At 64.9% G+C, this 12,216-nt stretch carries 11 protein-coding genes; 4 read left to right on the forward strand and 7 right to left on the reverse strand.

Annotated features, from left to right (window positions below):
- Window positions 1-30 precede the first annotated feature (30 nt).
- A complete protein-coding gene (locus ACS5Q0_RS12760) occupies window positions 31-474 on the forward strand; it encodes a YdeI/OmpD-associated family protein (RefSeq protein ID WP_473127016.1) in 444 nt (147 codons plus the stop codon).
- Here the strand turns inward: ACS5Q0_RS12760 and ACS5Q0_RS12765 are convergent.
- Both ACS5Q0_RS12765 and ACS5Q0_RS12770 read right to left on the reverse strand, forming a co-directional pair.
- On the reverse strand, window positions 468-656 hold the full coding sequence (locus ACS5Q0_RS12765) for a hypothetical protein (RefSeq protein ID WP_473127017.1): 189 nt from the start codon (window positions 654-656) through the stop codon (window positions 468-470). The two genes, ACS5Q0_RS12760 and ACS5Q0_RS12765, sit on opposite strands and share 7 nt — an antisense overlap.
- 179 nt (window positions 657-835) lie before the next feature.
- Window positions 836-2,335: a 3-hydroxyacyl-CoA dehydrogenase gene (locus tag ACS5Q0_RS12770; RefSeq protein WP_473127018.1), complete on the reverse strand. Its 1,500-nt coding sequence runs from the start codon at window positions 2,333-2,335 to the stop codon at window positions 836-838.
- A gap of 271 nt (window positions 2,336-2,606) precedes the next feature.
- Here ACS5Q0_RS12770 and paaG point away from each other — a divergent pair, with 271 nt between their 5' ends.
- A complete protein-coding gene (gene paaG, locus ACS5Q0_RS12775) occupies window positions 2,607-3,404 on the forward strand; it encodes a 2-(1,2-epoxy-1,2-dihydrophenyl)acetyl-CoA isomerase PaaG (protein ID WP_473127019.1) in 798 nt (265 codons plus the stop codon).
- A 60-nt stretch (window positions 3,405-3,464) separates the two neighbouring features.
- Here paaG and ACS5Q0_RS12780 read toward each other — a convergent pair whose 3' ends face one another.
- From ACS5Q0_RS12780 to repA, 5 genes are all read right to left on the reverse strand, one after another.
- The gene (locus ACS5Q0_RS12780) at window positions 3,465-4,064 is read right to left on the reverse strand and encodes an IMPACT family protein (RefSeq protein WP_473127020.1); all 600 of its coding nucleotides are present in this window, start codon (window positions 4,062-4,064) and stop codon (window positions 3,465-3,467) included.
- Between the two features lie 128 nt (window positions 4,065-4,192).
- Window positions 4,193-5,353 carry an RHE_PE00001 family protein gene (locus ACS5Q0_RS12785; protein ID WP_473127021.1) on the reverse strand — a complete coding sequence of 387 codons (1,161 nt, stop codon included), beginning with the start codon at window positions 5,351-5,353 and terminating at the stop codon, window positions 4,193-4,195.
- A 375-nt stretch (window positions 5,354-5,728) separates the two neighbouring features.
- The gene (gene repC / locus ACS5Q0_RS12790; protein WP_473127022.1) at window positions 5,729-6,877 is read right to left on the reverse strand and encodes a plasmid replication protein RepC; all 1,149 of its coding nucleotides are present in this window, start codon (window positions 6,875-6,877) and stop codon (window positions 5,729-5,731) included.
- Between the two features lie 170 nt (window positions 6,878-7,047).
- Window positions 7,048-8,064, reverse strand: a complete 1,017-nt coding sequence (gene repB, locus ACS5Q0_RS12795; RefSeq protein WP_473127023.1) for a plasmid partitioning protein RepB — start codon at window positions 8,062-8,064, stop codon at window positions 7,048-7,050.
- Window positions 8,061-9,245 (reverse strand): plasmid partitioning protein RepA, encoded by a 1,185-nt coding sequence (gene repA / locus ACS5Q0_RS12800; RefSeq protein ID WP_473127101.1) that lies wholly within the window; start codon window positions 9,243-9,245, stop codon window positions 8,061-8,063. Before repA ends, repB begins: the two co-directional genes overlap by 4 nt.
- Window positions 9,246-9,495: 250 nt before the next feature.
- On the opposite strand from repA, the gene ACS5Q0_RS12805 reads away from it, so the two are divergent.
- Both ACS5Q0_RS12805 and ACS5Q0_RS12810 read left to right on the forward strand, forming a co-directional pair.
- Entirely contained in the window at window positions 9,496-9,759 is a 264-nt protein-coding gene (locus ACS5Q0_RS12805; RefSeq protein WP_473127024.1) for a WGR domain-containing protein, read from the forward strand.
- A 1,902-nt stretch (window positions 9,760-11,661) separates the two neighbouring features.
- Window positions 11,662-12,183 (forward strand): hypothetical protein, encoded by a 522-nt coding sequence (locus tag ACS5Q0_RS12810; protein ID WP_473127025.1) that lies wholly within the window; start codon window positions 11,662-11,664, stop codon window positions 12,181-12,183.
- Window positions 12,184-12,216 lie beyond the last annotated feature (33 nt).

Below are 12,216 nucleotides of genomic sequence, written 5' to 3' on the forward strand. Positions count from 1 at the left end.
ATCTTCAAGTCAAGCGCGGGCAGGCCCTCTGTGACGTGGGCTGATTGCGTGGTCGAGGCGATCCGCTTCGGGTGGATCGATGGGCAGAAACAGCCGCTCGATACAGAGTCGTTCCTGCAGCGGCTGACGCCCAGGAAGCCGAAGTCCAACTGGTCCGCCAAGAACCGCGCTCATGCGACGACGCTGATTGCGGAAGGTAGGATGGCTCCGGCCGGGTTGGAGCAGGTGGAGGCCGCGAAGGCCGACGGTCGGTGGGACAAGGCTTATGCTGGCTCAGCGACGATGACGATCCCTCAGGACTTCCTTGACGCCCTGGAAGCAAAGCCGAAGGCGAAGGCGTTCTTCCTGACCCTCGACCGCAAGAACCTTTATCCGATCTATTATCGCCTTCACACGGCGAAGAAGCCCGAGACGCGGGCCAAGCGGATGGCACTGATGCTGGCCCAGTTGGAGCGCGGCGAGCGGTTTCACTGACCAGCGCTGGACAAGAAGTGAGCGGCGAGCTTGTCGTAGCGGTTGGTGTCGTAGCCTTTGTCCGCGACGAGACGACGGAAGCGGATCGCCTCCTTGGTCAGCAGTTCGGCCGCTGCGGCTCGATCCGCGCCCACGCCTCGCCCGACAGCCAAAACAGCGATCCCCGCATCGCGCGCCTCCATCCCATCCATCGAAAGATGGCATGAGATTCAGCCTATTGCAGCGATCTCAAGACGCTGATTGGGTTTGGACCCTGGAGTACCGGACGGAGAAAGTGGACTTGCACTTTTGGGACCGATGCTCCCTTCCTGAAAAAGCGCATCATTCGAGCGGACCCGCTGGATCCGCTCGATGCGCCAGCTCACTCGGTCCAGACGGCGATATCGAGCGAAGCGCGGCGGCGCAACCACTGACTCGGGCGATAGCGGTCGTCTCCCGTCAGCGACTGCAGGGCCGTCAGCACGCCAAGAACGTTGCTCGGGCCGACCGCCTGGGCGAATTCGAGCGGACCTTTCGGGTAGTTGAGGCCGAGACGCATGGCCTTGTCGATGTCGTGAGGAGCCGCAAGCCCCATCTGCGCCATCTCGCATCCGAGATTGGCCACCATGGCGACGATCCGTTGCGCGATGAAGCCGGGAGAATCCGCGATCACGGTCACGGCCCGCCCGCTCTCGATCAGGGAATTGACGACCGACTGCCGGATGGCGGGATCGAAGCCGGGAGCCATCATGAGGGTGATCCGCTCGGATGTGTTGAAGCTCAGGTCCAGGGCCACGAGCCGGCGGGCATCGCTTTTCGTCCGCACGGCGAATGCGGTCGCGTCCTCTCCGAGGGGAGCTCCCAGCAACGGCGACGCGCCGTCATCCTGATCGAGCAGGGTCAGCCCGAGTTCGCGGGCCAGAGCCTTGAGCGGCTCGCTCGGCTCGACGAGGAAGACCTTTTTGGCCGTGCCATCCGTTCTTGCCGCATCTGCGGACGGCTTCTGCGCGCCCTCGCCATAATCGTAGAAGCCGCGTTGCGTCTTCCGGCCGAGTTGTCCGGTCTCGAGAAGGTAGCGGTGGAAGGGCGTCGAGCGCAGGCGCGGATCGCCGAAGAAGCTCTCGTGAACGAAACGCGTGACGGGAAAGTTCACGTCGATTCCCGTCAGGTCCATCAATTCGAACGGCCCCATGCGGAAGCCGCAGCAATCGCGCATGACCGCATCGATCTGCGCAGGGGTCGCCACGTTCTCGTTGAGAATCGCAAGCGCCTCGGTGGTGTAGGCGCGTCCGCCGAGATTGACGAGGAAGCCGGGCGTGTCGCGCACGACGACCGGGTCTCGCCCGAACCGCTCGCCCAGCGCGACGAGGGTGTCGATGACCTCCGTGGTCGTCTCCGGGCCGGGAATGACCTCGACCAGACGCATCAGGGGAACCGGGTTGAAGAAATGCAGACCCGCGACTCTCTTGCGATGCTTAAGGCCCGCCGCGATGGCGCCGATCGGCAGCGAGGAAGTATTGGACGCGAGAATGGCGTCTTCGCGGACGATCCCCTCGAGCGTTTGGAACAGCGCGCGTTTCACGCCGAGATCCTCAACGATGGCCTCGACGACGACATCGCAATCGGCAAGGGCTTCGATGCTGTCGACCGCATTCAGGCAGGCGACGGTCGCCTGCGCGTCCTCCGCTTTGAGCTTGCCCTCGTCGACCCGCTTCTGCAGGCGCTTCGCGATGTCGCTTCTGCTTTTGGCCGCAGCATCCGCGCGCGTATCGAAGATCATCACCCTGACCCCCGCGGTGGCAGCGACCTGTGCGATGCCGGAACCCATGGCGCCGGCTCCGACGATGCCCAGAGTGATGCGTGCTTCGTTGATGTTCCCCATTGTTCTTGTCCTTTCCTGCCCCGCACGAATTGCGTCCCGGTGCACAACCTTCCCGTGCCGCCGCGGCCGTGACGAGCACGCGGGCCGGTTGCGGAATGGCGCCTCCCGAGGGGCTCCTAAAAGAGCCTCGGCCCGGGGAAGGGTCAAGCAAAATTGCGGAAAACTATTCCGCTGTGCGGAACAGTTTATGCCGTTTCCCCGCAGCGGCTCCGCTAGAGTGACGGCACCCGAATGGGTTGTTCCCTTCCCCCTGTCGAGCTCGAATTTCGCGATGTCGAACGATATTCCTGATCCATCCGCTGCAGAGGCCGCCCCCGTCCTGACGGAACGGGGCGAGGGCTATCGCGTCCTGACGCTCAACAGGCCCGCGCGCCTGAACGCCTTCAACATCGCCATGCACGAGGCGTTGATGGCTGCCCTCGATGAAGCGGACGCGGATGCGGATTGCCGGGCCGTGATCCTCACCGGCGCGGGGCGCGCCTTCTCCACGGGACAGGATCTCGCGGACCGGGTTCGTCCGGACGGATCGGCGCCGGACCTTGGAGCGAGCCTCGACCGCTCCTACAATCCGCTCGTGCGGCGGCTGCGCTCGTTCCGCTGTCCCGTCATCGCCGCCGTCAACGGCGTCGCTGCCGGCGCGGGCGCGAATATCGCGCTGGCCTGCGATATCGTCGTCGCTGCGCGCTCGGCGCGCTTCCTCGAGTTGTTTTCCAATCTCGGCCTCGTCCCCGATTGCGGCGGGACCTGGTTTCTCCCGCGGACCATCGGGACGGCCCGCGCCAGGGCCCTTACCCTGCTCGCAGAACCGCTCCCGGCGGAACAGGCGGAGGCATGGGGGCTCATTTGGAGAGTCCATGAGGACGAGGTCTTGTTGTCCGAGGCCAGGACGATCGCCGCGCGCCTCGCATCGAAGCCGACGCTCGGCCTGACGTTGATCAAGCAGGCGCTCGAAGCCTCCGGGACGAATGGCCTTGACGATCAGCTCGACCTGGAACGCGACCTGCAGCGCGAGGCCGGACAGGATCCGGGCTATGTCGAGCGGGTGAAGGCGTTCATGACCAAGCGCTGAGGGTCTCAGGACGCGCATTCCCTTGCCGCCCGATCCCGGATGATCGTTGCCGATTATTCGCTAAGAGGACATTGACGGATCCATCCTGACCGATGCCCGACCGCTGGTGATGTCCGTGATCATCCGGACGATGGATAGGGCGTCTGCTTCGGGCAGGTCGACGATCAGCGTTGCGCCGGTCTCGGTGAAGCTCTCCTGGCGGATCCGAACCCCTGGGGTGCCCGTCAGCCGCGCCTTCACCAGAGCCAGATCGGAAAACGCCACGACGATCATGGCCTCCTGAACGGCAATGACGTCGACCAACGGCCCCGCCCGCAGGCAGGCCGCAGCGGTTCCGCCATAGGCCCGGACAAGACCGCCGCTTCCGAGGAGAACGCCTCCGAACCAGCGGGTGACGACGACGGCGACATTGTCGAGAGCCAGCCGGTCGATCGCCTGAAGGATCGGTTTGCCGGCCGTGCCGCTGGGTTCGCCGTCATCGCTGCAGCGATAGCTCTGGCCGAGCCTCCAGGCCCAGCAATTGTGGTTGGCCCCCTCATCCGAATGCGCGGCGATGAAGTTCCTGGCGTCCTGCTCGCTCGCAACCGGGCCAGCTGTCGCGATGAACCGGCTCTTCTTGATGATTTGTTCGAGCGTGGTGGGGCGTTCCAGGGTCAACATGGGTGCAAGGAGGGTCCAATCGGCTGGGCGATGTTGGCGACGGATGGGATCGGCGGGCATCCCTCATAGCGGCCCGGTGCGTGAATGTCTCGTCGGCGGATCGGGATGCGGACGGAGATTGACGAGCCTTACACGATCCCCCATGCGCGATAGCGGGTGCGGCCGGTAAGCTCACGGGGCAGCGCGCCGCCGAGCTGGGCCAGCATCAGATCGACCGCCTTGGGCGTGACCTTCAGGAGCTTGGCGGCGAGCGGCACCGTCACCAGCGGGCGCGACAGGAACAGCTCGACCAGCTCGGGCAGCTTGGAGTTCGAGCGGCATTCCCTGGTCACGCGCTGCATCAACTCGCGGGCGAGGATCAGGCGGTCGAGATCCCGGTTGCCGATGGCGATCGCCTCCTCCACGACCGTGCAGAAGCCTTCGAGCTTTTCAGGCGCGCCTTCCCGGCCCTGCGGCCGGAATTTGGACTGCTTGAACCCAGCCGCGAGGGGGAGCAGATGGCCGGTCAGGCCGCGGGCCCGCAGGACCGCTCCAGCCATGATCAGGCCGAGCCACGGCAGGCGGGTGTAGAGGCCGAGATCGAGCCAGGCATCCCAGGCGATGGCGGCGGCGGCGACGGCAGGCCAGTGAGCGGTTCTTTTCACGACATCGAGCCAGAGATCCTCGTTCTCGGCTTCGTCGAGATCGGGGTCATAGACCAGGTGCGACCGGCTCCGGAGCAGCGGGGTTTCGCCGGCAAGCACCTTGTCGGTGCGCTCGAGCAGAGCGTCGATTTCGGCGAAATGCACCTTCCACGGATCGGCATCGTTGGCGAAGGGCGGATAGGCCTCGTCGTCTTGCGTATCCGGCATGCCTTTCGCCCGCTTGCGATCCCCCTCCCCTCGCCCGGGCGCGATGCCGCGCAGGGCCGCCAGCCCGTCGATGGAGAGCGGCCAGGGGGCCGGACGCGCGAGCGCGGTTCGCCGGGCCCGCAGGGTCGTGGCCGCGCGCGTCAGCTCGTGGGTGGGATGACGGATATCCATGCCGGCATCGTGGAGCACCAGATCGCCGATCTCGACCAATTGTCCGTCGAGCATCAGTGCCCGCACGGCCTCCGTCGTGTCGCAACGCGACTGCCAGCCGGCGGAGAGCCCACTCGCCTCCAGGCGGGCATCGAAGCGAAGGATGCCGACCGTGACCTGCTCGAGCCTGCCGGCGATCGTTTCCCAGGGCAGCTCCGGCAGCGCGTAGGAACGGGAGCCTGACCACTCCTCGTCATCGAAGTCACCCCCCCTGCCAACGAATGCCACGCTTCGATCCCGCATCTAAATGATTGATGCTTCAAGCTATAGCTTAACGAGAGGAAGCAAAGCAAGGCTTTGCTACGGTGATGGATGATGGTGAAAGTTCTTCGAAAACCATGGCAGAGCGACCGGATCCGGGCGCCGCATAGGGCCGATCCGCGCTCCGGACCGACATCGACGGCGCTGAAGGATCCTGTAACTCCCAATGAGGCTCTGTTCGCCCGTCCACGAGACGCTCTGTCCCTCCCGCCCGTCACCTGCCATGTGCGGAGATAAAGCGATGTCCGGCCGGACTTGTCCCGGTTGCTCCGTCATCGGATGGTTGCGGTCCCGATCCAGAGTGAGGTTCGTTCCGTCTTTTCGCCTGACTCTTCGCATGCCTCAGCTCATTCTCCGCCTGCGCATCGCCTGGAGCTCCATTTCAAGGTTGAGTGTCCCGCCTTTCACCATCCGGACGAGAGCTCGGAAATAGCCCCCGGGATTGTGAATCCGGGATTCTCCGACCGCAGCATCGTCATCGCAGAGCTGCAGGACATAGACGACCGCTGCCGCTGCGTTGACGGGACCGATTTCGGCGACGGCCTCATTCCATGCGCTTTCATGAGCGCCGAGCGATGCACGCAGATAGCGCCCTGCTCCGACAAGATCACCCATGTCGTGGATCGGTCGTCCGTAATCGGCGATGACCGGGCAGGCCTCGACGACCAATCCCGGAGGGAGAGGAGCCGTTGGACGCATGCTCGAAGGGATGGCTTCGGCTTTTTTGCGGACGCGCCTTGTACAAGATTCCCTGGGAGATTCTTTCTCTGTTTCTCTGTGTCGGACTCCGAGTCCGCCATTGCCGGTCTGATCGAACATTTCTTCGGCCAGATGCCTCAAGCTCTGCCAGTCGTGCAGCAGGTCCCGGGGAAGCTCCTCCGTCGATCGGGCCGGGGTGCGCTTCAGAAGCTCCGTGTAGCGCTTTTCGAGATCGGAGCGATCCACGGCCGCAAAATGCTGCGCGAGGGCGCTGAGGGCCTCCTCCGTGGCACGCCGGGCGATCGTGACCTCGTCGTAGGCTCTTTTGCGGATGTCGCGCATGACCTTCTGCTCGGCCAGCATCGTGGTCCACTCCCCTCGCCTCGCATAGATCGGGGTGAGGTCGAAACCATAGGCGTCCACGATGGCGCCTGCCATGTCGCGGATGGCGAACCGTTTCCCGTTGGGCGAGTCCTTCGCCACGATCAGCTTCAGATCCGTGAGCTGCGCCAGGATGCGCCGGATCGAGCGGTCGTTCAGGCCCGTGCGGCTCGCCAGATAATCGTTGGACGGCCACACCAGCAGCCGTTCCCATTCCTGCTCGCCCCAGCAAGCGACGAGCTCCGAGAGCACCAGGCGCTGCGCGGGGCGCAAGGCGAGCGCCTTCTCCGCGTCGCGGGCCGCCGCCGAGAGCTCCTTGCGCGTCACTGTACTGCCCGCCTCCAGGGCGAGCTTCTTCGCGACCAGAGCGGCATGAACCAGCCGCCGGCCTCCTGTCGATGCAATTTGCACCACACCCTCCTTATCGAGGGCAAAGCGGGACCGTTCACCGGACCGGTGTCTTGACACGCGATTCGTCTGGGTGGATAAGAATGGTGTGACTTATCCTCGCCACCCAGTGGTGAGATCCAAAGGCCTCGAGGTCGCCAAACCTCGGGGCCTTTTGCTTTGCCGCGGTTACATCACGAAGTCCCCTCCTCCCTCGCCTTGGCATAGGCCTCGGCCAGGACTGGAAGCTGCTCGACAAGGTATGCCGCGAAGTCCGCGTCAAACCCCTTATCGACACTGATCTTCAGATCGCGTCCGGTGCGATTGACCTTGGCGACCTTCCGACCAGAAACGGTTGAAATCATCTCGGCCCCTCCCCTGCCGGATTGGGGGCTCTCGACGGGCGGCTTCTTCGTGGCGGCCGAGAGCACGCGGGAGAAGCGATTGTCGGTATCGAGACCTGCGAAGGACGGTTCGGCGATCGCGGTCTCGGCGGCTTTCCGGGCCGGGCCCGTCGCCAGCGCATCCGCGAGCGCCATCCAACGCGCCCGGCCCGCTTTCGGAGCGGGACCAATGGCGCTTGCGATATTCTCGGGAACCGACTTCGCGACCGCGATGTAGCGGCTCAGGTCGCCCTTGTCGGTGGACAGCGCCTGCATGATGACGGCGCGGTCGAAATCGAGGGCTTCGAGATGAAGCGCGAAGAAGGCCTTCTCGATGAAGGAAAGGTCCCGCCGATCGAGGTTTTCCTTGCCCTGGGCGACGACGAGTTCCTGGTCGGTGAGGTCGCGCACGACGGCCCGGACCTTGATGCCGAGCCGGCGGGCCGCCCTCACCCGTCGGTGGCCGAACGCGATCTGATAGCGGTCGCGGGCGTCCGGATGCGGACGCACCAGGATCGGCACCTGCTGCCCGCTTTCCCGGATGCTCTCCGCCAAGGCATCGATGCTCGCGTCCGTGGCGTCGGCCATGCGGTCGGACACGAAGGATCCGTCGATCAGGACAGGGTCCAGCTCGATGATGGCGGATCCGGATTCCACCTGGTCGCGGATATCCGTCAGTTGCTGGAGCGAGGCGCCCATCGCGGCGATCGCGCCGCTGCGGATGCGCGGCGCGGACGGCGTCTGAGGAGCATCGTTGGGAGCTCCCAACTTCTCGGGAGCTTTGACCGATGCCGAGAAGATGGCATCCATTGCTGTCTTGCGGCTCATGCTGCGCGTCCCCATGCCTTGCGGATCATCGCCTCGACCTCGCCGTTCACGGCATCGAGCGCCTCGACGGCCCGGTCGTATGTCTGCCGGTTCATGGATTCGCGGCCGACCTCATAAAGCGTCTGCTTGGTGAGCCCCGCGTCCGAGACGGCGGACGATTTCACCATGGGGCTGGTGAGGACCGAGTCTCCGAAGAGATTGCGCAGCAGAGCGGTGATGCGCGTTTGCGGCCCGTCCTGCGGCTCGTAGCGGGTGATCAGATACCGCAGCGCGTCGTAGCGGATCACGCCCCCTGCCCCGCGCACGACTTCGAGAAGGTCGTCCGTCATCGCGAGAAACTGCGACATGGAGGCGACGTCGAGCATCTGGGGGTGGACGGTGATGAGCAGCGAGGTCGCCGCGCACAGAGCCGAGAGCGTGAGGAACCCGAGCTGAGGCGGGCAGTCGATCACGACCACATCGTAATTGTCGGCCACGGAATCGAGGGCCTTGGCGACCCGCTCGAAGAAGAGCTGATCGCGCTGGCGCGACGTGAGCGCCTTGGGCGTCTCGTGCTCGAACTCCATGAGCTCGAGGTTGCCGGGCACGATGTCGAGGCCGGTGAAATAGGTCGGGCGGATGATCTCGGACAGCGGGCGGCGTTCCTCGCCGTAGCGGATCGCGCCGTAAAGGGTTTCTCCCGGGCCGACGTCGATCTCAGGCTGCACGCCGTGCAGGGCCGACAGGCTGGCCTGCGGGTCGAGATCGACGGCGAGGACGCGATAGCCCTTGAGAACGAGATATTGGGCAAGATGCGCCGAGGTCGTGGTCTTGCCCGAACCGCCCTTGAAATTGACCACGGAAATGATCTGGAGATGCTCGTCGCCCTGGCGGCGGGGTGAGAATTTCCGGCCCGATTTTGTCGTCTCGTCGAAGAAGTCGCGCAGCGCGTGAAGATCTGCCAGCGAATACGACCGGCGTCCGTGCTGGGTGACCTCCGGCTGAGGGCCCTGGCCTTCGATGGAGAGCTGTCGGAGCCTGCTGTCGGAGATCCCGAGGATCTTCGCGGCCTCGCCGGACGAGAAACGGCGCAGAACCTTCTCTGCGCTGGGGGGGTAAAAGGCCGCTGCCATCGCTTGCAGCTGCGAGCGTAGGATCGCAGCGTGCTCGCCGATGGCAGAGCCCGATTCGGGAGACGGCATTGCAGCGTCTGATCGCACAGCTTGCTGTTTCACGGCGGTCCTTTCATTTACGGCAAATCGACAAATACACGCCTACTACCGTAAAGGTTAATGGATTCTTCGATTCGGCTCGAGAGTCGAGTCGGTTGGGAGGTCCCAACGGCATTTACCTGTTGAGAACCCGGCACCCATCAGCGGCGTGAATCGGTTGCTGCGTAACGGATTCAACCTTTGAATTGGATCCGATTCGGGGCCCGCGCGACATTGCGGCATGCCTCAGGACACGATTCAATACCTCATTCTCGACCGCTGCGATCCGGGCGCAAACATGGCCCGCTTCTATATGCTGTCGATCCAGGCGAGCCTGTTCGGCGATGCCGCGCTCGTCCGTGAATGGGGTCGTATCGGAACGTCCGGACAGCGCAAGATCGAGCTGCATGACACGCCCGAGCGGGCGGCGGCAGCCCTGGCGCTATGGCTGCAGCGCAAGCAGCGGCGCGGATATCGGCTCAGGGCGACGGGGGCTTCATCCTGAATGCCGGGCGCGCCGACCCTTCCCATCCGGACGATGGATGGCTGACGACGCCTTGATGCGAATCCATGCGGTCCTCCGGCGTCTCCCCGAAGGACGCGCTTGCTGGATCATCGGCCGCGATGGGCTTTCCTCGCAGATGCCTGAGCCGGAGCGGCACCCGGATCTGCGACGTGACGGCCTGTCGGGAGGCGTGTGCCTCATGGCGCAGCCCTTGTCGGGTTTCCGGCGCCTCGGAGCGTCGTTCCTAGCCTGCCGGGTTGGAGCATCGTCGGATCCTCATGCCGCCGGTTCATTGGGAAGGAGAGTGGTTCCTTCGTCGACAACGAGACGGGAGCGATGCCGAAATCCGATGGCGTCGCGGCTCCGAGCATGATGCCGCTGCCACCACGTTCGCTCCTTCGATTCGCCTGCGCTTCTGATGCTAGGCGGTTGAGGGCGTTCGCGCCGCGAGCAGGTATCAACGCCGATGTTGGGAGCTCCCAACACCGAAAGCGAAAGGGACAACTCCGCACTGGTTGGATGCGAAGACCTTCTCCCTGCGCCATTCGGGCTCTCCTCGCGTCGCAGCTCGACATCATCCGCGACGCCGCATTGTCGGCGAACCGGATCCGCTCCGCCGAAAAGGCTCCAGATCTCACGCCCGCCGCGCTGGATCGGGGAGGGGGGACGGGCCCGCCCATGCGCGTCGACCGCTTTGTGTTCTCCATCGTTCGCCTGCCCTCGGTATTGTGCGGAGTAATATGGAGCAGCGCCGGTGCCCTTTGGTCCGAAGCGGGAAACAAAAGAAGCGATCGGGGTGGCGATGGGCTCTCTTCTCCGGGTAGGGCAGGCCGCTTGTTGCCGGCTCCCAATTCTCCAGAATTCCGCCATCGGGTGCGGCCGCAGAGAGGCGGGGCCGGAAGGCTCCGGGCAGGGCAGCCGAAAGAACCATGCCGCATTCGGAGTCCACGAGGATCCCTTTCTACGGGTATCTCTGTGTGGCTGAAGGACCGGGCGGATGGGGCGGGATCAGGAAGCGCCTTCCCGGCCCTGTCTTCTCCGGCAGACCGCTCCGCCGGGTCCATGGCGAGGAGGGCAATGACGGGAGCTCATCCGATTCGATTCCGTCTGGCGCTTTGGCCGAGGCACCGATCCTGATCGAGCCCGGAGTCCCGGCAGAGGGCGGCTCAACTCACCGCTTGGCGCGGGTGCTCGGAATCATCCCGGCAGGGGAGGGGCGTTGCTCTTCGTCCCATCCGCTGAACTCTGTGCCGAAGCGGGGCGGACCGCTGATGCGGGAATGGCTCGAGGTTCCCGATCCGCGCTGCCAAGGTGCGCAGATCGGACCTGTGTCCTTACGGCAGGTTTCTCGCCGCGGCGGATGCTTGTTTCCGCGCCGGTCGCGCGTCGTCAGGCGTCAAGCTCGCGCCCACGATGCCGACGGTCCGTGGGGGAGACCTGTCCCAAGGGAACCGCTTCGCCGGGGCGAAGAGATGGGGGTGAAAGGAAGGATTCACGGATCGTTTGTAGACGTTTCTGCCTGCGCTCTGCTAACCAGTTCGAGCGGGAAGGGGCTCTCCGGGGATTCGAGCGCGGAGAGACCTCCATGAGCCCCCGGATCGGGCCCTGGACAGAGAATCGCAGGTCGATCGGCACGGCAGCAGGACCGTTCATCAGACCGTAGCCAAGTCCCGGATCGCTTCCGTTTTCCTCTTTTCCTTTATTGAAGCTCAATGGCTTAGCCATTTCGTTGAGACGATACCCTGGAAGGGGGAGGAGGCCCAAGCCTCGCCTGTCGCACGAGGACAGGAGAGGGGGGAGGAGAGGAGTGTCGGCCCTGCCGCCGCCGTGCGCTCGTGCCGCCTCGCCAATTCGCGTCATCGGCGCTACGCTTCTCCTGTCCGAACGTCATGGACGTCGATCATGCCAGCGGGCCTGCTCAACGCACTTTCGCGCACACGCCATCTGCCTCTTGGCGCATTGGTGGCCCTGTTGTGCGGCTCGCCGGTGGCGGCGCAGGCCCAAGCCGCCTCTTCGAGTCCCTTTTCCGGCTTTGCCGGATCGTGGTCCGGCAGCGGCACGATCGCCCTCTCGAACGGCACCACCGAGCGCCTCCGCTGTCAGGCCACGTACGCGGTGGCGTCCGCCGGCACGAACCTGCGGCAGAACCTCCGGTGCGCGAGCGACAGCTACACCTTCGAGCTCAGGACGGACATCAACGCCCAGGGCGGCCGCGTCGCCGGTCAATGGCTGGAGGCCACGCGCAACACGCAAGGGAGGATCTCCGGCCGGATCTCGGCCGGTCGGATCGACGCCGTCGCGGAGGGACCCGGCTTCTCGGCCGGGATCGCCATGGCCCCTCAAGGCACGCGGCAGGCGGTGAGCATCCGCTCCCAGGGCACCGAGCTGTCTCAGGTCTCGATCACCATGAGCCGGGTCCGGTAGGCGGTACGCGATAGCCTCGAGGGGGCTGTGAAG

The organism is Microvirga sp. HS2, from assembly GCF_055792805.1.